General features: G+C 63.6%; 19 protein-coding genes, 1 tRNA gene and 1 pseudogene (1 of these 21 running past the window's edge). 15 read left to right on the top strand and 6 right to left on the bottom strand.

Annotated elements, in window-relative coordinates:
- Both SJY40_RS14975 and selB read left to right on the top strand, forming a co-directional pair.
- A pseudogene (locus SJY40_RS14975) lies at positions 1-353 on the top strand (L-seryl-tRNA(Sec) selenium transferase); the annotation flags it as partial.
- Positions 350-2,251 carry a selenocysteine-specific translation elongation factor gene (gene selB, locus SJY40_RS14980; protein WP_378948509.1) on the top strand — a complete coding sequence of 634 codons (1,902 nt, stop codon included), beginning with the start codon at positions 350-352 and terminating at the stop codon, positions 2,249-2,251. The pseudogene SJY40_RS14975 and the gene selB, both read left to right, overlap by 4 nt.
- Here selB and SJY40_RS14985 read toward each other — a convergent pair.
- On the bottom strand, positions 2,248-2,712 hold the full coding sequence (locus tag SJY40_RS14985) for an Lrp/AsnC family transcriptional regulator (RefSeq protein WP_378948512.1): 465 nt from the start codon (positions 2,710-2,712) through the stop codon (positions 2,248-2,250). The two genes, selB and SJY40_RS14985, sit on opposite strands and share 4 nt — an antisense overlap.
- A gap of 110 nt (positions 2,713-2,822) precedes the next feature.
- On the opposite strand from SJY40_RS14985, the gene putA reads away from it, so the two are divergent.
- The 3 genes from putA (at position 2,823) to SJY40_RS15000 (ending at position 6,717) form a co-directional block, all read left to right on the top strand.
- Positions 2,823-6,158, top strand: a complete 3,336-nt coding sequence (gene putA / locus SJY40_RS14990) for a bifunctional proline dehydrogenase/L-glutamate gamma-semialdehyde dehydrogenase PutA (RefSeq protein WP_378948515.1) — start codon at positions 2,823-2,825, stop codon at positions 6,156-6,158.
- 71 nt (positions 6,159-6,229) lie between these two features.
- Positions 6,230-6,326, top strand: a tRNA-Sec gene (locus SJY40_RS14995).
- Positions 6,327-6,348: 22 nt separating this feature from the next.
- Positions 6,349-6,717 carry a hypothetical protein gene (locus tag SJY40_RS15000; protein WP_378948518.1) on the top strand — a complete coding sequence of 123 codons (369 nt, stop codon included), beginning with the start codon at positions 6,349-6,351 and terminating at the stop codon, positions 6,715-6,717.
- Here SJY40_RS15000 and SJY40_RS15005 read toward each other — a convergent pair.
- The 4 genes from SJY40_RS15005 to SJY40_RS15020 all read right to left on the bottom strand — a co-directional run bounded on the left by SJY40_RS15005 (position 6,714) and on the right by SJY40_RS15020 (position 10,119).
- Positions 6,714-7,079: a hypothetical protein gene (locus tag SJY40_RS15005; RefSeq protein ID WP_378948521.1), complete on the bottom strand. Its 366-nt coding sequence runs from the start codon at positions 7,077-7,079 to the stop codon at positions 6,714-6,716. The two genes, SJY40_RS15000 and SJY40_RS15005, sit on opposite strands and share 4 nt — an antisense overlap.
- 57 nt (positions 7,080-7,136) lie before the next feature.
- Positions 7,137-8,153 (bottom strand): phosphotransferase family protein, encoded by a 1,017-nt coding sequence (locus SJY40_RS15010; protein WP_378948533.1) that lies wholly within the window; start codon positions 8,151-8,153, stop codon positions 7,137-7,139.
- The gene (locus SJY40_RS15015) at positions 8,140-9,375 is read right to left on the bottom strand and encodes an acyl-CoA dehydrogenase family protein (RefSeq protein WP_378948536.1); all 1,236 of its coding nucleotides are present in this window, start codon (positions 9,373-9,375) and stop codon (positions 8,140-8,142) included. The genes SJY40_RS15010 and SJY40_RS15015 overlap by 14 nt, the downstream gene beginning before the upstream one ends.
- 69 nt (positions 9,376-9,444) lie before the next feature.
- Complete coding sequence (locus SJY40_RS15020) at positions 9,445-10,119, bottom strand: DnaA N-terminal domain-containing protein (protein ID WP_378948539.1); 675 nt, start codon at positions 10,117-10,119, stop codon at positions 9,445-9,447.
- Between the two features lie 434 nt (positions 10,120-10,553).
- On the opposite strand from SJY40_RS15020, the gene SJY40_RS15025 reads away from it, so the two are divergent.
- From SJY40_RS15025 to SJY40_RS15035, 3 genes are all read left to right on the top strand, one after another.
- Positions 10,554-11,858 carry an AAA family ATPase gene (locus SJY40_RS15025; protein WP_378948874.1) on the top strand — a complete coding sequence of 435 codons (1,305 nt, stop codon included), beginning with the start codon at positions 10,554-10,556 and terminating at the stop codon, positions 11,856-11,858.
- Complete coding sequence (locus SJY40_RS15030; protein ID WP_378948542.1) at positions 11,855-12,955, top strand: ParB/RepB/Spo0J family partition protein; 1,101 nt, start codon at positions 11,855-11,857, stop codon at positions 12,953-12,955. The genes SJY40_RS15025 and SJY40_RS15030 overlap by 4 nt, the downstream gene beginning before the upstream one ends.
- Before the next feature lie 163 nt (positions 12,956-13,118).
- Positions 13,119-14,060 (top strand): DMT family transporter, encoded by a 942-nt coding sequence (locus SJY40_RS15035; protein WP_378948545.1) that lies wholly within the window; start codon positions 13,119-13,121, stop codon positions 14,058-14,060.
- Between the two features lie 10 nt (positions 14,061-14,070).
- On the opposite strand, the gene SJY40_RS15040 is transcribed toward SJY40_RS15035, so the two are convergent.
- Positions 14,071-14,739 carry a GntR family transcriptional regulator gene (locus SJY40_RS15040; protein ID WP_378948548.1) on the bottom strand — a complete coding sequence of 223 codons (669 nt, stop codon included), beginning with the start codon at positions 14,737-14,739 and terminating at the stop codon, positions 14,071-14,073.
- A gap of 119 nt (positions 14,740-14,858) precedes the next feature.
- Here SJY40_RS15040 and SJY40_RS15045 point away from each other — a divergent pair, with 119 nt between their 5' ends.
- The 7 genes from SJY40_RS15045 to SJY40_RS15075 all read left to right on the top strand — a co-directional run.
- Positions 14,859-16,178, top strand: a complete 1,320-nt coding sequence (locus SJY40_RS15045) for a malonyl-CoA decarboxylase (RefSeq protein ID WP_378948551.1) — start codon at positions 14,859-14,861, stop codon at positions 16,176-16,178.
- 17 nt (positions 16,179-16,195) lie between these two features.
- Positions 16,196-17,704 (top strand): malonyl-CoA synthase, encoded by a 1,509-nt coding sequence (locus tag SJY40_RS15050; RefSeq protein WP_378948554.1) that lies wholly within the window; start codon positions 16,196-16,198, stop codon positions 17,702-17,704.
- Positions 17,705-17,764: 60 nt separating this feature from the next.
- Entirely contained in the window at positions 17,765-18,157 is a 393-nt protein-coding gene (madL, locus tag SJY40_RS15055) for a malonate transporter subunit MadL (protein WP_378948557.1), read from the top strand.
- Positions 18,158-18,160: 3 nt separating this feature from the next.
- Complete coding sequence (gene madM, locus SJY40_RS15060; RefSeq protein ID WP_378948560.1) at positions 18,161-18,922, top strand: malonate transporter subunit MadM; 762 nt, start codon at positions 18,161-18,163, stop codon at positions 18,920-18,922.
- Positions 18,923-19,015: 93 nt separating this feature from the next.
- A complete protein-coding gene (locus tag SJY40_RS15065) occupies positions 19,016-19,441 on the top strand; it encodes a thiosulfate oxidation carrier protein SoxY (protein ID WP_378948563.1) in 426 nt (141 codons plus the stop codon).
- Positions 19,438-19,758, top strand: a complete 321-nt coding sequence (locus SJY40_RS15070) for a thiosulfate oxidation carrier complex protein SoxZ (RefSeq protein WP_378948566.1) — start codon at positions 19,438-19,440, stop codon at positions 19,756-19,758. The genes SJY40_RS15065 and SJY40_RS15070 overlap by 4 nt, the downstream gene beginning before the upstream one ends.
- Position 19,759: 1 nt before the next feature.
- Positions 19,760-20,000, top strand: partial view of an FCSD flavin-binding domain-containing protein gene (locus tag SJY40_RS15075; protein ID WP_378948568.1) — the 5' end (the start) only. It continues 1,037 nt past the right edge of the window; the window shows 241 of its 1,278 coding nt (coding positions 1-241); its start codon is at positions 19,760-19,762; its stop codon lies off the right edge, out of view.

Below are 20,000 nucleotides of genomic sequence, written 5' to 3' on the forward strand. Positions count from 1 at the left end.
TGACCGCGCGAATGCCGATGCTGCGGATGTTGTCGCGTCCCTACGATCAGATCGCGGCACAGGCGGCGCGGCTTGCCCCGCAGGTCGCGGACCTGCTGACGCCGCATGGCTTTGGGGCGACAGTCACCGATTGCGCCAGCCAGATCGGTTCAGGCGCGCTGCCGACCGACACGATCCCCTCGGCGGGGTTGCGGCTGACCGGAACGGGTGGCGATGCGCCCGACCGGTTGGCAGCCCTGCTGCGCGCCCTGCCCCGCCCGGTAATCGGCCATATCCGTGATGGCGCGCTGATCCTTGATCTGCGCTGTCTTGGTGACGATGATGCACTGATGCAGGCGCTGTCCGACCTATGATCGTCGGCACGGCGGGACATATCGACCACGGCAAAACCGCCTTGGTCAAGGCGCTGACCGGCACCGACGCCGACCGCCTGGCCGAGGAAAAGGCCCGCGGCATCACCATCGACCTGGGATTCGCCTATGCCGATCTGGGGGGTGGTCAGATCACAGGGTTCGTCGATGTGCCGGGGCATGAACGGCTGATCCACACCATGCTGGCAGGCGCGGGCGGCATCGACATGGCGCTGCTGGTCGTGGCCGCCGATGATGGTGTCATGCCGCAGACCCGCGAACATATGGCGATTCTCGACCTGCTGGGCATGCGGCGCGGATTGGTGGTCGTCACCAAATGCGATCTGGCCGATCAGGCACGGCGCGATCAGGTCGTGGACCAGATCCGCGACCTGACCGCGACATCGGGGCTGCAGGACGCGCCGGTGATGATGGCTTCTGCCGTGACGGGCGAGGGCATTGCCGATCTGCGCAACGCCCTCTCGCAGGCCGAGGCCGAGACCATCGCCCGTCACGCCGATGGTCCCCTGCGGATGACCGTCGATCGCAGCTTTACCATGTCGGGTGCGGGGACCGTGGTGACCGGGACGGTGATCGCCGGACGTGTGGCGATCGGTGATCAGGTGGTGGTCGGCCCGTCGGGGCTGGCGGCGCGCGTGCGGGGCATTCATGCCCAAAGCCGCGTGGCCACCGAAGGTCTGGCCGGCCAACGCTGCGCCCTGAACCTTGCAGGCGATCAGGTCTCCAAAGAGGCGATCCATCGCGGCGATGTCGTCATGGCCCCTGCCCTGCATGCCCCCACAATGCGGATCGACGCGATGCTGTCAGTTCTGCCGTCCGAGCCTGCCCCCATCGGCACATGGTTCCCCGCCCGGTTGCACAGCCATGCCGCCGAATTGGGGGCACGCATCGTGCCGCTTGGCGATCCGATCGCGCCGGGCACCCAAGGGCCGGTGCAGATCGTGCTGGACCGCCCGATTGCGGCGGGGATCGGCGATCGGTTCATCCTGCGCGATGTCTCGGCGGTTAGGACCATCGGCGGCGGGCATTTCCTTGACCTGCGCGCGCCCGCTCGCAAACGCCGTACACCCGAACGACTGGCGCTGATCGACGCTGCCCGCCATTCCGATCCCGCGCAGGCCTTGCAGGCAATGCTGGCGATTGCACCCGTCGATCTGGCGGTTTTCACACGCGACCGCGGATTGACGGATGCAGCCACCCGAATGGCGCTGGACCGCGCCCAAGGCCAGATCATCGGGCCGACGGCGCTGTCCGACGACCATCTACGGTCGCTTCGGGACGGCATGCAGGCCCAGTTGGCGCAGTTTCACGATGAAAACCCCGACTTGTCAGGCTTGGGACGGGAACGGCTGCGGCTGTCGCTGACGCCCCGCCTGTCCAAGGATGCCTATCTGGCGCTGCTGCATCTGGACGCGCAGGCCGGGCGTATCGTTCTGGACGGCGCCTTCGTCCGCCTGCCGGGGCATGAGGTCCGGCTGACAGATCAGGATCAGGCACTGTGGAACCGCATTTCGCCGTCCCTTACCGGCCAGATCCGCTTTCGTCCACCACGGGTGCGCGACTTTGCCACCGACTTCGGCGTCGATGAAAAAGAGGTCCGCCGCGTTCTGAAACTGACCCAGAAACTGGGTCGGACCGACCAGATCGCCCATGACCATTTCTTTGCCCGCAGCACCACATCCGAGATGGTCGCGATCCTGCGCGATGTCGCAACGGCATCCGACGACGGCTGGTTTACCGCCGCCGATTTCCGGGACCGGGTGCAGAACGGCCGCAAGGTCGCCATCGAGATCCTGGATTTCTTCGACCGCCACGGCGTCACGCTGCGGCGGGGTGACATGCGCCGGTTGAACCCGCACAGACTGGATCAGTTCGGCTAGAAGGTGATCGCGCCCTGCTCGATCACGGCCTCCATCGCGACATGGCTGGATGTGGCGTGCACATGGGGCAGCGACGAGATGCTCTCGGCCATGATCTGGCGGTAGTGCGCCATGTCGCGCGACCGCACCTTCAGCAGATAATCGAAGCCGCCCGCGATCATATAGCACTCTTCGACCTCGGGGACGGCGCGGACGGCTGTGTTGAACGCCTCCAGCGCTTTCTGGCGGGTGTCGGTGACGCGGACCTCGATATAGGTGACATGGGTCAGGCCCAGCTTCAGCGGCGACAGGATCGCGCGATAGCCGGTGATCAGCCCCGCGTCCTCAAGCTGGCGGACGCGCAGGGCGACGGGGGTTTTGGACAGCCCGACCTTGCGCGCCAGTTCCGTCATGGGAATGCGGGCGTCGGCGGTCAGCTCGTAAAGGATGCGACGGTTGGTGGCGTCCAGCAGATCGGTCAATGGTTGGATATCCCCAGAAATTTGGTCACTTCGCCCACAGTTTAGGCCACCTTTGGACACAACGTCCAGACATGACCTTGTATCATGCGTGAAACGCCAAGGGGGCTGCCATGATCGATCTGTCCGCATTTGATTCTTCTGCCAAGTTCCAGCCGGATGCGCCGCTGCTGGACCAGTTGACCGCGACGGCGGCCCTTTCCCAGTCGGACCGCCAGCGGATCAGCGAAGATGCGGCCAAACTGGTCACCCGGATCCGCAAGGAATCCGAGCCGACGATGATGGAGCTGATGCTGGCGGAATACGGGCTGTCCACGCAGGAAGGCGTGGCCCTGATGTGCCTGGCCGAGGCGATGCTGCGCGTGCCCGACCGCGCCACCATCGACGCGCTGATCGAGGACAAGATCGCGGCGTCCGATTGGGGACGTCATTTGGGTGAATCCTCCTCCAGCATGGTGAATGCCTCGACCTGGGCGCTGATGCTGACGGGCAAGGTGCTGGACGATGAACAGCCGGGTCTTGTCGGCACGCTGCGTGGTGCGATCCGCCGCGTCGGCGAGCCCGTCATCCGCACCGCCGTCACCCGCGCCATGCGCGAGATGGGGCGCCAGTTCGTGCTGGGTCAGACGATCACCGACGCCCTGTCCCGTGCCAAGGGTCAGGAAAAAAAGGGCTATTCCTACAGCTATGACATGTTGGGCGAGGCGGCGATGACGCAGGCCGACGCCGACCGCTATGCCGAGGAATACCGCAAGGCCATCACTGCCATCACCGCCGCCTGCGCCAAGGGATCGGTGCGCAAGAACCCCGGCATCTCGATCAAGCTGTCGGCGCTGCATCCCCGATATGAGGTTGCGCAGTCTGATCGTGTCATGGCCGAGCTGGTCCCCGTGGTGCTGGATCTGGCGCAGCGCGCCAAGGCCGCCGATATGGGTCTGAACATCGACGCCGAGGAACAGGACCGTCTGGCGCTGTCGCTGCGGGTGATCCGCGCGGTACTGGCCGATCCGTCGCTGGCCGGTTGGGATGGTTTCGGCGTGGTGGTGCAGGCCTATGGCAAGCGTGCCGGTGCCGCCATTGACTGGCTTTACGCGCAGGCGACCCAGCTGAACCGACGTATCATGGTGCGTCTGGTCAAGGGCGCCTATTGGGACACCGAGATCAAGCGCGCGCAGGTCGAGGGCTTTGACGGTTTCCCGCTGTTCACCACCAAATCGGCGACCGACGTCAGCTATATCGCGCTGGCACGCAAGCTGCTGGGCATGAACGACCGCATCTATCCGCAGTTCGCCACGCATAACGCCCATTCGGTCGCGGCAGTTCGGGACATGGCCAAGGGGCATCAGTTCGAATTCCAGCGCCTGCACGGCATGGGGGAACGGCTGCACGACATCGTCCTGCGCGATCACGGCACGGCATGCCGCATCTATGCGCCAGTGGGTGCGCATCACGACCTACTGGCCTATCTGGTGAGGCGTCTGCTGGAAAACGGCGCGAACAGCAGTTTCGTCAACCAGATCGTCAACGAGGACGTGACCCCCGCCGAGGTCGCCCGCGACCCCTTCGAAGCGGTCAAGACCGAAACCCCGCCCGCATCGCTGGTCGCGCCCGAGGCGATCTATGGCGCGGGTCGGGTCAATTCGCAGGGCTTCGATCTGAATGCGCGCGACGTGCTGGACCGGATCGATCAGGTGCGCAATGGCGCGATTACCGATGCCGGTCCGCTGACCGTCAGCCCGCCCACCGGCACGGTGCAACCGGTGGTGAACCCTGCGACCGGTCAGGTTCTTGCGCAAATCACCATGGCCGACGGCGATACGGTCGCCCGCGCGCTGGCCGATGCCCGCCCTTGGGATGCCACGGCGGAACAGCGGGCCGCCGTCCTGCGCCGCGCCGCCGATCTCTATGAGGCCGAGTTCGGGCCCATTTTCGGTCTGCTGGCCCGCGAGGCCGGCAAGACGTTGAACGACGCCGTCGCCGAACTGCGCGAGGCGGTCGATTTCCTGCGCTATTACGCGCAGCAGGGAGAGGATCGCCAAGACGCCCCCCGTGGCACCATCGTGGCGATCAGCCCGTGGAACTTCCCGCTGGCGATCTTTACCGGCCAGATCTCGGCAGCGCTGATGGCGGGGAACGCGGTGCTGGCGAAACCGGCCGAGCAGACCTCGCTGGTGGCGGCCTATGCGACGCGCCTGCTGCTGAAGGCGGGTGTGCCACAATCCGCGCTGCAGCTGCTGCCGGGCGACGGGGGCACGGTCGGTGCCGCCCTGACCCGCAGCGCCGACGTCGCGGGCGTCGTTTTCACCGGATCGACCGAAACTGCGCAGCTGATCGCCGACAGCATGGCCACCCATATGGCCCCCGGCACGCCGCTGGTCGCGGAAACCGGCGGTCTGAACGCCATGATCGTCAACAGCAGCGCCCTGCCCGAACAGGCCGTGCGCGACATCATCGCATCCAGCTTCCGCTCGGCCGGACAACGCTGTTCGGCACTGCGTTGCCTTTACGTGCAAGAGGACGTCGCCCCGCAGATTATCCGCATGATCCAGGGCGCGATGGACCTGCTGACCGTCAGCGACCCATGGGATCTCTCCACGGATGTCGGCCCTGTCATCGATCAGGATGCACGCGATCAGATCGACGCATATCTGAAGACGCATCAGGACCGCGTGCTGCACCGTCTGCAGACCCCGACCGATGGCCATTTCGTCGCACCAACTCTGATCCGCGTCAACGGCATCGACGACATGGACCGCGAAATCTTCGGCCCCGTCCTGCATGTTGCCACCTACAAGGCGCGCGATCTGGACAAGGTCGTGCAGACGATCAACGGGCGCGGCTATGGTCTGACCTTCGGTCTGCACACCCGCATCGACAGCCGGGTCGAGCAGGTGACCGCCAAGATCCACGTCGGCAACATCTATGTGAACCGCAACCAGGTCGGCGCGACAGTCGGCAGCCAGCCCTTTGGCGGCGAAGGTTTGTCGGGGACCGGCCCCAAGGCGGGCGGACCGCTGTATCTGCCGCGCTTCTTCGCGCCTGCCGAATCCGGGCAGATGACGACGGTGCCGGTGGTGGTCTCGGATCAGCTGATGCCCGGTCCGACCGGCGAATTGAACCGTCTGACGGTCGTCCCGCGCGGTCCGGTGCTGTGCCTTGGCCCGGATGATCAGGACATCCGCAATCAGGTCGCCGCGGTCGAAGCCTTGGGCGGCATGGCCGTCACCGGTGATGCCAAGGCGCTGAGCGATATGGATGATCTGGCTGCGGTTCTGTGGTGGGGTGATGATGTTCGCGGGCGCGACTATGCCCGGACCCTGTCTAAGCGCGATGGCGCCATCGTCGCCCTGATCACCGCCATGCCCGACCGTGCCCATGTCTGCCACGAACGCCACCTATGCGTGGATACGACGGCCGCCGGGGGGAACGCAGCGTTGCTGGCCAGCTGATCGCGCCCTCCCCTTGCCAAGGCGCTTGGCGCGGTCCATCTGTGGGTCGTGTCGGGCGTCAGCCTGGCTGCGGAGGGGAATCGTCTCTGGTGGGGCGGCCGGACTTCAAATCCGGTTGGGGCAGCGAGCCTGTCCCGGGTGGGTTCGAACTCCCATTCCTCTCCGCCATTCCTGACCTATGCGGAATATGATGACCGATCACGCGACCGATTTCGACGAATGGCTGGCAAAGTCACTGGAGCACTCTGACGAATTCACCATGCTGGTGGTGCTGTTGGGCCTGACCGACGGGCGGATCAGCCTGCTGCGTTCGGCGCATCTTCATGTGATCGGGGATGAACTCGACTGGCCTGTCCTTGCTCAGCATCTGGATGGTGCAGGGGTTGCCTGGGATGCCGTCGCGCTGTTTCGCGCCGGACGTGAAGGCATCGTGCCCGATGATATTGCCAAGACACGGTTGGATGCCTTGGTCAAAGCCATGCATGCCGACCGCACCCTGATCCGCGATGGAGAGTTCCTGAACCGTGACGGGCTGCGCCTGCGTCTGGACGACGCTTAGCAGGTTTGCGTTTCGTCGGGCTGACCCTTCAAATCCAAACCACGTGCCGTGGGCGGCTGCCACGTCGGCGAACGTTCGACCGCGCCTTGGGTGTTTGTGCCCAGCTGCGAACCGCCTGTGCCACCGCTCCAACCCGTCGTGCCGGTGTTTTCGGCTGCCGTGCCGTCCTCTGACGGGGCGGGGTTCGTCGCGGGCTCGGCTTTGCCGGAGCTGTCAGTGCAGGCAGGTTCGGCGCTGTCATTCGTCGCTTCTGACGACACGGCCGAAGGCTTGCCATCGGTGTCCTGTGCCATAACCGGACCCGACAGCCCGATCATCAGGGCCGTGATGCCGAAGGCGGTTTGGAAAAACGGGCGGGACATGGCGGAACCTTCCTTTGGGGTGCGAATGAAAACGCCATGCCGCCGTTGCGGTTCCCTTCATGCCCCTTTCGCGATCTGCAGACCACGGTCGGCAAAGACCGCCGCCAGTGGGGTCAGATCGCCGGCCCCCTGCCCCGCCGCATTCCCCGCCGCCGCCCGATCGGCAATGCCTACGAAAATCGCGGCAAAGCGGAACAGGGCGAATGCCTCGTGGAAAGGTTGCAAGGGGGGCGTCGGCTCGGCGTGCCGGAAATAGGTGTCAACGAAGTCCTGACGCTCTGGAATGCCCATCGCCTTCAGGTCCAGACCCGCGATCCCTCCGAACTGGTCGGGTCGTGTGCGCCACGCCATGCAGGCAAACCCCAGATCGGCCAGCGCGGGGCCAAGGGTCGAAAGCTCCCAGTCAAGGATGCCGATGACGCGGGGGGCATCGGGGGCGAAGATCAGGTTGCCAAGCCGGAAATCGCCATGCGCGATCGACACGCGTTCCTGCTGCCGCGGCAGGTTGGCCTGCAGCCAGTCCTGCAAGGGTGACAGCGAGGCGATCGGATCACGCCGCAGCAGGTCCGATGCCTGACACTGTCGCCACCAGCGCGTGATCTGGCGCTGGTAATAGCCTTCGGGGCGACCGAAATCCGACAGACCAACGGCGTCCGGATCGACGGCATGCAACTGTGCCATGACCCGGGCCATTTCGGCAAAAATGGCCGTGCGTTGGTCGGGTGCAATATCCGGCAGGGAATTGTCGTGAAAGACCCGTCCTTCCAGCCGCTGCATCAGATAGAAGGGCCGGCCGATCACATCGGCATCATCGCAATAGAGGATCGGTTCGGGAACCGGCACTTGCTGTCCCTGCAAGGCGGTCAGCACGCGGTATTCCCGGTCGATGGCATGGGCACCCTTCAGAATGGGCCCCATCGGTTGCGTCCGCAGCACCATCCGGCGGTTGCCGTGATCGACCATGCACGTGGGATTCGACTGCCCCCCTGCGATGGGCCGCAGGTCAAAGACACCCTTACCGAATCTCAGGTCCAGCCAGGGCTTCAGCCCCTCAAAGCGGTCATACTGCATCATGGCCCGCCCCCGTCGATGCGCCGGCTACCGGCCACGACCAAAAATCACGCCCCTGCCCGGCAAATTCCCGCGACAGGACCATCTTGTGAACCTCGTCCGCGCCATCCACCAGCCGCGCCTGGCGGGCATAGCGATAGATCCATTCAAGGACCGTATCGGTCGAATAGCCCCGCGCCCCGTTCACCTGAATCGCCCGATCGGCGGCGTCGTGCAGCAGATTGGCGACATGGATCTTGGCCATCGAGATCTGCGCCCCCGCGCGGCGCCCCTGATCCAGTTCCCAAGCCGCGCGCATGACCAACAGCCGCCCGATCTCGATCCGCATGGCCAGATCGCCGGTGGCAACCTGCACGGTTTCACGGTTGGCCAGCCGGATCCCGAAGCCTTCGCGTGTCTCGGCGTATTCCTGAGCTATCTGCATGCAGCGTTTGGCCAGTCCCAGCCAGCGCATGCAATGGGTCAGACGCGCGGGTGCAAGGCGGGTCTGGGTGACGCGCATGCCCTTTCCTTCGGCCAGAATGACGTTTTCGACGGGGATCTGCAGACCGTCGAATTCCAGTTCGCAATGTCCGCCATGTTCTTCGGGGCCCATGATGCCGATGCGTCGCACGATCCGCCAGCCGGGTTGCGCCGCGTCGAACATCATCGCCGTCAGCGCGTCCTTGGGACCGTCCGAGGTGCGCGCCAGCAGCATGAAATGCTGCGCGCCATCGGCGCCGGTGATGAACCATTTGCGTCCCGTGACGACGTATTGGTCGCCCTGCCGCACGGCCCGCGTCCGGATCATCGACGGGTCCGAGCCGCCACCCGGGGCGGGTTCCGTCATCGCAAAGGCCGATCTGACCCGCCCTTCGGCAATCGGCGCCAGCCAGCGGACGCGTTGTTCGGGTGTCGCCAGCTTCGACAACACCATCATATTGCCGTCATCGGGGGCCGCCGAATTGAAGACGACCGGCCCGAAGATCGACCGGTTCATTTCTTCATAGCAGACGGCCATCCCCTGGATGCCGACGCCAAGACCACCATCGTGTTCGGGCAGCTGCAAACACCACAGCCCCGCGGCCCGGGCCTGCGCCCTGAGATCCTGCAATAGGCCGTTGTCGATATTGCCGTGACCGTCATAGGCCGAACGGTCGGCCTCATGCGGGATGATGCGCGTTTCCACGAATGTCGCGATCCGACGGCGCAGATCGTCCAATTCCGGCGTGATGGTGAAATCCATGCAGGCCCCTCCTCTTGTCTCGGTTCGGCCCCCCATGGCGGCATCCTGCGCCATCTCCTCCGGGGGCGATTAGGGAATCAGGCGGATGCCCTGCAGACCCGCGCCTGATCGGCGCGCGGCGATGGTCAGCCGCCCCAGAAGATGCGTGCGCACATAGGTGGCATGGAACCGTGATGGCGCGGCCAGGTGCAAGATACCCTGTTCATGCCCGGCGTCCGTCAGAGGAGCCAGCCAGGCATCGAACAGCGCCGGATCCTCGTCCTGAAGGAGGGTGCGCATGGCCCCCCATATGCCGTCGGCAGGCTCGGCATCGTTGCGACGGAAAGGCACGACATTGGCCGCAGGTTCGGCGTCAGATTGTCCGGTCATCCGCGCGACGTAATCCGTACCGATGTTCGGCCATGCAGCGCGCGTGTCCAATAGGATGCGCTCCAGATCCAGTGCCAGGACCGAAACGCGTCCCCGCGCACCCTGTCGCTTGACGTTGATCCACCCAAGGCTGCGCAAACGTGCCATTTCTCGTTTGACGGTCCGTTCGTCGACACACCAAAGACGCGCGATCTCTCTTTGGCCCATCGTCAGATCATTGCGTTGCCAGTTGTAGCGAGTGGTGATCAGCGATATCAGGCGCAGCACCAGCCTTTGCAGGTTCTGGTCGCCCGCAAGACCATGCGCCATCAGCGCCGACAGAATGTCGTATTTGCGCGCCGCCGCCTCTCGGCCGACGGGTTTGATCACCTGCATCGTCGCTCCTGCTGCCGGACTGCTCCGGTTACTGCCGGAATGCGGGCGAGGTCTTGAGGCGCCCCAACGTATTTCCGCATCCTGACCGCATTTGCGTCCTGTTTCATGATTCTGTCAAGCAGGTAGCTGGATACGGTCCTTTGCTTATCATTCATCATCATGAAAATGAGGTATCATTGGTATAGGGGGACGCAAAGAGTGTCCCCTTTTTCTTTGTAAATGTCCCCTATTCACGGCGATTTCTAGGTGCCTTGTCCCGTTTTTGCACGGGCCCAGATAAAACACGCGATGACCCCAGTTTTATTGACAATTCGTCGGCCGCCGCACGAAAATCGTATTTTTCCGATTTCAGTGAAGTTGCCTTTTGCCAAAAAAGCAAATCGAGCGTAAAAGTACGAATATCTAGATTTAGCGTTCTTGGATTCAGACAAAACATGTACACCCACGAAGACCTCGCCCGATTGCAGGCCCAATCCCTGAAGATGCAGGGATGGATTCGCCGGCAGACCTTCAGTCCCGCCAACGAAAAGACCCTGCGGCGCTTCTCCAGCTGGGAGGTCGCCGAACTGATCTTCCGGATCAATCAGTCCACTTTCCGCGGCAAGCTGGCCGCCGATCCGAACCTTCCCCTCGGGGAAGTCGAAGAGGATGGGCGTCAGCGCTGGTTCAGTCTTGAGGAAGTGAACGAACTGCGCCGCAGGGTTCGCATCAACAAAAAGAGCCTGATGCCGCCCCGCCCCGAGGGTAAACGCGCCTTCCGCGCAGCCATCGCCAATTTCAAAGGCGGCGCCGGGAAATCGACCGTGGCTTTGCATTTTGCCCATGCTGCGGCGCTGGACGGATATCGTGTCCTTGTCGTCGATTTCGACCCGCAGGCGACCCTGTCCCACTCCATGGGCCTGTCCGATGTCGGCGAGGATCATACGGTATGGGGCATCATGGCCCGCGATCTGGAGCGTGAGACCGACCGGATGAATGTCGCCAGTGCCGGCGCCGAGTCTGGGACCGCCCTGCCCCAACGCAAGCTGCCAGCATCCATTCGTGACATGGGACTTGGGACTTTACGACCGGCGGACTTCATCAAGTCAACCGCCTGGCCGACCATCGATATCGTGCCCAGCTGCGCCAATGCAGCTTTCGTCGAATTTGCCAGTGCCCAGTACCGTCACTTGAACCCTGAATGGACCTTCTTCGGCGCGGTGTCGCGGTTTCTCGACAGCCTTGCGGATGATGCCTACGATCTGATCCTGTTCGATTGCCCGCCGGCTATCGGCTATCAGTCCATGAACGCGGTCTTTGCTGCGGACATGCTCTATGTCCCTTCGGGGCCTGGCTATTGGGAATATGACAGCACCACCAGCTTTATCGGCCAGCTGTCCGAAGCCTTGGAGGATCTGTCCCATGGCTTCGAAAACTTCCCCACGGGGAAGATCACCTTGCCGAAGACCTTCACCGATATCCGTTTCCTGATGACACGTTTCGAGCCGTCGAACGAATTGCATCAGGCCATGCTTGGTGCTTTCCGACAGGTCTTCGGCGACCGCATGGCCGAAAACCCCATCGAGCTGACGCGGGCTGTTGAGCAGTCGGGTCGCTTCCTGTCGTCGATCTACGAGATCGACTATCGTGAGATGACACGGGGAACATGGCGTCGCGCGCGTGCAACCTTCGACCAGGCATATGAAGAGTTCAGGGGCCATGTCCTGACCGCATGGGATCAGCTGGAGGATAAGGCATGAGCCGCAAGCGCCGTATGTTCGACATCGACATTCCCGAGGACGATAGTGCCGACTTCCCCGCGGGGAAGGTCGACAAGGCCGATCAGCGACGCGGGCCAATGGCGGCGGCAATTGTGGAAACCGCCGAGTCAACGCGTGACCGGGCGGCCATCGAAGCAAGGATCAGGGCGGAAAACGACGCCTTGGCGCAGGAACACGTGCGTCTGAAGCGTGCTGGCTTGATCACCGACATGATAGATTTGGATCTTGTCGATACCTCGAAGCTGGTTCGAGATCGCAAGCCGGTCGCCGATCTGGAACTGGCGGAACTGATCGCCTCTATCCGTGACATCGGTCTGTCAAACCCGATCCAGGTCGAGCCAACTGCTGAGGGACGTTATCAGCTGATCCAAGGATATCGCCGTCTGTCGGCATATCGCAAACTGCGAGACGATACCGGGCTGACCGAGAAATGGGGCCGTATCCCTGCCGGAATCGCAGCGCGTGGCGACCAGCTTGATCAGTTGTACCGGCGCATGGTCAACGAGAACTTGATCCGCAAGGATATCTCATTTGCCGAGATGGCGCAGTTGGCCTTGCGCTATGCGCAGGACCCGCAAACCGCCGAGCCGGATCCGGAAAAAGCGGTGGCCATTCTGTTCAAATCCGCCGGCTATCAGAAGCGCAGCTATATCCGGAACTTCATCCCGTTGGTTCAGCATCTGGGCGACGTTCTTTTGTTCCCGCAAGAAATTTCGCGCGCATTGGGTCTTGCTTTGGCGCAGCGCCTTCAGGATGTACCGGGGATCGCAGCATCGATTCAATCCGAATTAAAGAATTGGGACAAACGGACCGCCAAGGACGAGGTCGAACTTTTGCGTCGCTACGCAGGGCAGGGCGGGGACGACAATGCTCCCTCGGATCGCAACGCGTCATCGGAAAGACCTGCGCCCGCTGCCAAGGCCAAGACTACCTTCCAACTGCAACGCCCTCAGGGCAGTGCGAAGTGCACCGCAGCAAACGGGCGCTTGGAAATCCGCCTTCCAAGGGACTTCTCGGCCGTCGATCGCCGCAAGCTGGAGGCTGCGGTTGCCGGAATGCTGGATCAGTTGGAATAGCACCTTCCCTGCGGGGAAGGTTCATCCTATGAGCTATAATAAGATAGTTTAATAATGAATTACAACGACTTATCTAACATGGACCGATGACACAGCCATAAGTGATATTGCAGAACGTGCAAGTTGTGCCTATCCAGATCGCGACCTCAGGCAAGGGACCCCGATGACACCGACACCCGTCTCCCCCTTGCGGGGTATTGTCCTGAAATGCATCAGCGTCACTGTCTTCACGGTCATGGCAGCCTTGGTGAAGGCGACCTCGCTTGGGGACATGCCCGTGCCGCCGGGGCAGCAGGTGTTCTTCAGGTCGTTCTTTGCGCTGCCTGTGATCCTGCTGTGGTTGGTGATCCGTTCGGAACTGCGGGTGGGGCTGACGACCTTTCGACCGATGGGGCATTTCTATCGCGGCATCGTCGGGACTGCCGCCATGGGCTTCAACTTTTGGGCGCTGTCGCTGCTGGCCTTCCCCGAAGCGACGGCCATCGGCTATGCCGCACCCCTGATGGTCGTGATCTTTGCCGGCATGTTCCTGGGCGAAAACGTCCGCGCCTTCCGGCTTGGTATGGTTGCCATGGGGCTGGCGGGGGTGCTGATCGTCCTGTCGCCGCAGCTGACGGGCGTCGGTCCGTCGGACCCCGCGCATATGCTGGGGGCTGTCGTGGCGTTGATGGGTGCATCCTGTGCGGCGCTGGCGCAGATTTTTGTACGCAAGCTGGTTCAGCAGGAGCGTACTTCGGCGATCGTCTTCTGGTTCTCGGTCACCTCGACGTTGCTGTCCTTGGTTACGCTGCCGTTCGGATGGGTCATGCCGTCGGGCAGTACATTGGCGATGCTGGTCATGACCGGCATCCTGGGCGGCTTGGGTCAGATCTTCCTGACGTCATCCTATCGCTTTGCCGATGCCTCGGTGGTGGCTCCGTTCGATTATGCCTCGATGATCCTGGCCGTGCTGATCGGTTGGACGGTCTTCGGCGAAATGCCGACCGCAACCGTGCTGGGCGGCGCCTCGGTGGTCATTCTGGCCGGCGTCCTGATCATCTGGCGCGAACACAAGCTGGGTTTGGAACGCACTCGCCAACGTCGCGCGGGAACTCCGCCCGGATAGGGCAGGGGCGTCAACCCGTCTGCCGTGTAGCCATATTGTCCAGAAGCGCGACAAGGTCGCGGAACCGCTCGCCCTGCACCAGCACATGGTCGGTCATCGCCCGCGATGCGGCATCTGCGTCGCCGACCCGGATCGCCGCAGCAATGGCACGATGTTCGGCCAGCGAGGTCTGCACCCGCCCCTGTGCCTGCAGCTGACGCCTGCGATAGGGCTGCAACATGGCCTGCAGGCGCAGCGTCTCGGTCTGCAGGAAAGGGTTATGCGCGGCGGCATAGATGGCCTGATGGAACTGGGTGTTCCGGGCGTAATAGGCGTCGCTGTCACCTGCGGTCGCGGCCTGTTCGCAAGCCTGCAGGCTGTCGCCGATGGCCTGATGGTCCCGGGCATCGGCGCGACGACAGGCCAGTGCCGCGCAAAAAGCCTCTTGCTGGGCCATGACCTCGAAACGGTGCATCAGTTCGGTAACAGTCAGCTTGGTGACAAAGGTGCCGCGCTTGGGTTGCACGACCAGCAGCCCCGATGCCTCCAACGCCTGCAGGGCTTCGCGTACCGGCGTCCGCGAACAGCCATAGTCTGCCGCGATGCGGTCGGGATCGATCCGGTCGCCGGGAAGATATTCCCCGTCAACAATGGCATTTTCCAGCGCCAGCCGGATACGTGTCGCAGTCGGAAGTTTCATTGGCCTGTCCAGTTTCCCAAGGCAATTGGACCTTTCCACGTTACGAAAGTCCATCATCAACCTTGTTATATACATCAAGTGAGAAGCCGTGTATATCAACCAAGGGGGAGGATCGGAACATGGTGAAACAACGTCTGACATTTCTGACCGATTTCGTGGAGGCCGTGACCCGTCGTAGCCGCAATTCCAGCGAAGAGGCCGAAACCCTCAAGGCGCTGGCACGACCGGCATCGGAAAGGATCACTGCGGCCTGCTCGGTGCTGATGGGCCGGATCGGCGATGCCGCGCGGGTGGCAGTGGCCGAACAGGCGCTGCGGGCCTATGGCGAACTGCAGCCGGACGAAAGGCTGCAATTCTTTCAGGGCTTGCGCGACGATTACGGCGTCGATGCCGACAGCATCCGCCACGCTTATGACGTATGGGACGCCAACCCCGATGCCGCCGCCGTCGCCGATCTGTTCCGCGTGGTCGAACCGGCGCGACAGACATTGCTGCGCCGCCTGAACCTGGCGCCGGGCGCGACGCCGCAACTGGTCGCCATGCGGCGCGATCTGCTGGAGGCGATCCGTCAGGATGCCTCGCTGGCGGCGATCGATCAGGATTTCGCGCATCTGCTGGCATCCTGGTTCAACCGCGGTTTCCTGTCTATGCGCAGGATCGACTGGAACGCGCCAGCGGCAATTCTTGAACAAATTCAACGCTATGAAAGCGTCCATCAGATGCAGGGGTGGGACGACCTGAAGCGGCGTCTGGCCCCGGCGGATCGCAGGCTTTACGCCTTCTTCCACCCGGCCACGGGCGATGTGCCGTTGATCTTCGTCGAGGTTGCGCTGACCCGCGGAATGCCCGATGCCATTGCGCCCATCCTGACTGCCCCCGAGGGGGACGGACAGCCCTTGGCAGATACTGCGGTCTTCTATTCCATCAACAACAGTCTTGCCGGCCTGAAGGGCGTGTCCTTCGGCAACTTCCTGATCAAGCAGGTGGTCGCCGAGCTGTCGGCCGAATTGCCGCAGCTGAAGACCTTCGTCACCTTGTCGCCGGTGCCGGGCTTTGCGCGCTGGCTGGCGGGGCAGGGGGACGAACGTGCCCGCGCTTTGTCGCAGGCATTGACCGCAGACGACTGGCAGCACGACCCCGACCGGATCGAGGCCCTGCGCCCCGAGGTCATGGCCCTTGCCGCGCGCTATATCGTGACCGAGCGGGGCAGGGGGGGAATGCCCGTCGATCCGGTCGCCCGTTTCCATCTGGGCAACGGTGCCTCGGCGCATCGCTTGAACTGGCCCGCGGATATGGCACCTTCGGCATTGAAGGCCGCGCACGGGTTGATGATCAACTATCTCTATGAACTGACACAGATCGAGACGCGACACGAGGCCTTCGTCCGCGACCAGACCGTCGCCCACGGCGACCAACTGGCCGATGCGTTGAAAAGCTGAATGAAAGGCACATTAAGATGCAGACTATTGAACGCAATTTCACCAAGGTTGCCGCCACGCATGGCGACAAGACGCTTTTCGAACGTCCGGGTCAGCCCGACATCAGCTTTGCCGCCATGCAGGATCTGGTCGGCCGCTTGGCCACGGTGCTGGGCGATCTGGGTGTCGCTCCGGGCGACCGCGTCGCCGTGCAGGTCGAAAAATCGCCCGAGGCCATCGCGCTTTATCTGGCCGTGCTGCGCGTCGGGGCGATCTTCCTGCCGTTGAACACCGCCTATACCGGACCCGAGATCGACTATTTCATCGGCGACGCCGCACCGCGCTTGTTCGTCTGCGATCCGGCGCAGGAACAGGCCCATGCCCACCGTGCAGGTGACGCCCTGTCGGTGCAGACGCTTGGCGCGGCAGCTGACGGAACGATGTTGCAAAAGGCCGCGGATGCCACCCCGCGGCAGGACAGCCACCCTGCCGGGGCCGACGACCGTGCGGCGATCCTCTATACCTCGGGAACGACGGGGCGGTCCAAGGGCGCGGTGCTGACGCATGGCAACCTGATGTCCAACACCGAAGCCCTGCTGGACCACTGGCGCTTTACCGAAGACGACCGCCTGATCCACGCGCTGCCGATCTTTCACACCCACGGTCTGTTCGTCGCGGCCAACATGGCGCTAACCGCCGGCGCGACGATGATCTTCCTGACCAAATTCGATGCCGAACAGGCCATCGACCTGATGTCGAACGCCACCGTGCTGATGGGCGTGCCGACCTTCTATACCCGCCTGCTCAAGTCCGACCGCCTGACGCATGAGGCGACGGCGAACATGCGGCTGTTCGTGTCGGGCTCGGCACCGCTTCTGGCCGAAGATCACCGCGCCTTCCAGGACCGCACCGGCATGGCGATCCTTGAACGCTATGGCATGACGGAAACCTGCATGATCGCGTCGAACCCCTATGACGGCGACCGGATCCCCGGGGCTGTGGGCATGGCGCTGCCCGGTATCACGGTACGCATCGCTGACCGCGACAGCGCGGCGGTGCTGCCGCAGGGCGAGATCGGTCTGATCGAGGTCAAGGGCCCGAATGTCTTCGAGGGCTACTGGAACATGCCGGAAAAGACCGCATCCGAATTCCGCGACGACGGCTTTTTCATCACCGGCGATCTGGGGACCATCGGCGATGACGGCTATCTGCGCATCGTCGGGCGTGACAAGGACCTGGTCATCTCGGGCGGCTACAACGTCTATCCCAAGGAGGTCGAGGAGGCCATCGACGCCCTTCCCGGCGTTCTGGAAAGCGCCGTCATCGGCCTGCCGCATCCCGATCTGGGCGAGGCCGTGACCGCTGTCGTCGTGCCCCGCGCGGGCGCAAGCGTCAACCCCGACGCGATCCGCGCCCTGCTGGCCGACGGGCTGGCCCGCTTCAAGCAGCCCAAGCGCGTCTTCATTGCCGATGCCCTGCCGCGCAACGTCATGGGCAAGGTCCAGAAGGCCCAGCTGCGCAAGGAATACGCCGACACATTTGTCTGATTAAAACCCCGCCCGCGTCGGAGGAGGGCGCTGGCGGGGATCAACCACATGGGAGGAAACATGATCATCTTCGGAGTCGCGGCCCTGGCCGCCTGTCATCTGGCGGGCGTCATTCTGGGCGACCTGCTGGGCAGCCTTTTGGGCGTCCAGTCCAATGTCGGTGGCGTGGGCTTTGCCATGCTGCTGCTGATCTTTGCCACCGACTGGATGCGCCGCACCGGCCGCCTGCCCGCCATCAGCGAACAGGGCATCCTGTTCTGGAGCGCGATGTACATCCCCATCGTCGTCGCAATGGCCGCGCAGCAGAACGTCGTCGCCGCATTGGCCGGTGGCCCAATCGCGATCATCGCCGGTGTCGGCGCGACCGTCGCCTGCATGGCGCTGGTCCCGGTCGTCGCCCGCATCGGCGGGCAGGACGAACCCCTGCCGCCCCTGACCGTGCAGGAGGCCTGATCCATGGAAATCGTCGAACTTCTGGCCAAGAACGGTCTGGTCTTTGCATTCGTTGTCATCGGTCTGGTGATGTGGGTGTCCTATCAACTGTCGGACAAGCTGTCGGCGGGCCGCCTGCACGGATCTGCCATCGCCATCATCATCGGTCTGTTTCTGGCTTGGCTGGGCGGCACCATCAGCGGCGGCTCGAAGGGGCTGGCAGATCTGACGCTGTTTTCGGGGATCGGGCTGATGGGCGGCTCGATGCTGCGCGACCTGGCCATCGTCTCGACCGCTTATGGCGTCAACATGCGCGAAATCAGGAAAGCCGGTCTGGCGGGCGCGACTGCCTTGGCGCTTGGCATCATCGTATCGTTCATCGTCGGGGCGCTGGTTGCGGCGGCCTTCGGCTATACCGACGCCATCAGCATGGCGACCATCGGTGGCGGTGCCGCGACCTATATCGTGGGTCCGGTGACGGGCACCGCCCTTGGTGCCAGTTCCGAAGTGATCGCACTGTCGGTCGCAGCGGGCCTGCTGAAGGCGGTGCTGGTCATGATCGGAACGCCCTTCGTCGCGCCCTATATCGGGCTGAACAACGCCAAATCGGCGATGGCCTATGGCGGCCTGATGGGCACGACCAGCGGCGTCGCGGGTGGGCTTGCGGCGACCGACAAGCGGCTGGTGCCCTATGGCGCGATGACGGCGACCTTCTATACCGGGCTCGGTTGCCTGATGGGGCCGTCGGTCTTCTACCTGATCCTGCTGGCGATGTTCGGAAACTGACCCCCGATCTGCGGCCTTGGTCGGGGGGTGCCTGCGTCGATCTTGCATGACGCAGGCACCGGGCGCTAACCTTCCCTGCAGGAGGAGATCGCCATGCCCGTGACCCTGTCGCGCCGTGATGCAATCTGGCTTGGCCTGACCGGCCTTGCCGCTGCGGCCCTGCCGGGGCAGGTGATGGCAACATCGGTGCAGGACCTGATCACGGCTTTTGCCCGAGGCGCGGTGCCCGTCGAAGGGGGCATTACCCTGACGCTGGCGTCCGAGGCTCCGGACGGTTTTGCGGTGCCGGTTCAGGTGCAGGCCGCGGGGGCAAGCCATGTCATGTTGCTGGCGTTGGCACGCCGGTCGCCTTTGGTCGCCACGGCGGAATTCGGTCCCGCCAGCGGCCCCGCTCGTCTGGCGACCCGCATCCGGCTGGCCGAAAGCCAACAGGTCATGGCGCTGGCCCGACGGCCGGACGGGATAGTGATGCAGGTATCGGCATCCGTGCAGGTCCTTGTCGCGGGATGTGCCGGATGACCCGGGTCCGCATCCGGCTGCCCAATGTCGTGCGTGCCGGGGAACCCTTTGCCGTGCGTGCCCTGATCACCCACCCGATGGAGACGGGGCTGCGCATCGACCGCGCTGGCCAGACCGTTCCGCGCGGCATCATCCATCGCTTTACCTGCACGCTGGACCTGGCGCCGGTGATCGACATCGCCTTCGAACCTGCCATCTCGGCCGATCCCTTCGTCGAATTCGACGTGCTTGCCGAAAGGTCGGGGCGGTTGGACTTTGCATGGTACGATGAAAGCGGCGCGATCCATCGCGACAGCCGCGACATCAAGGTGGAATAAGATGACCGGACAGACCCTGCCCGTATCGCGGCGCATGTTCCTGGCCACGGGCGCCGCGACGATGCTGGCGGCGCCGGCGCTGCGTGCCCAAGGCACGGCGCGCGTGGTGATCATCGGCGGCGGGGCAGGGGGCGCGTCTGCGGCACGGATGCTGGCCGCGCAGCCGGGCATCCATGTCACGCTGGTCGAGGCCAACCCCGTCTATACCACCTGCTTTTTCTCCAACCTCTATCTTGGCGGCC

It is taken from the genome of Paracoccus sp. R86501, assembly GCF_042466435.1.
Classification (GTDB): Bacteria; Pseudomonadota; Alphaproteobacteria; order Rhodobacterales; family Rhodobacteraceae; genus Paracoccus.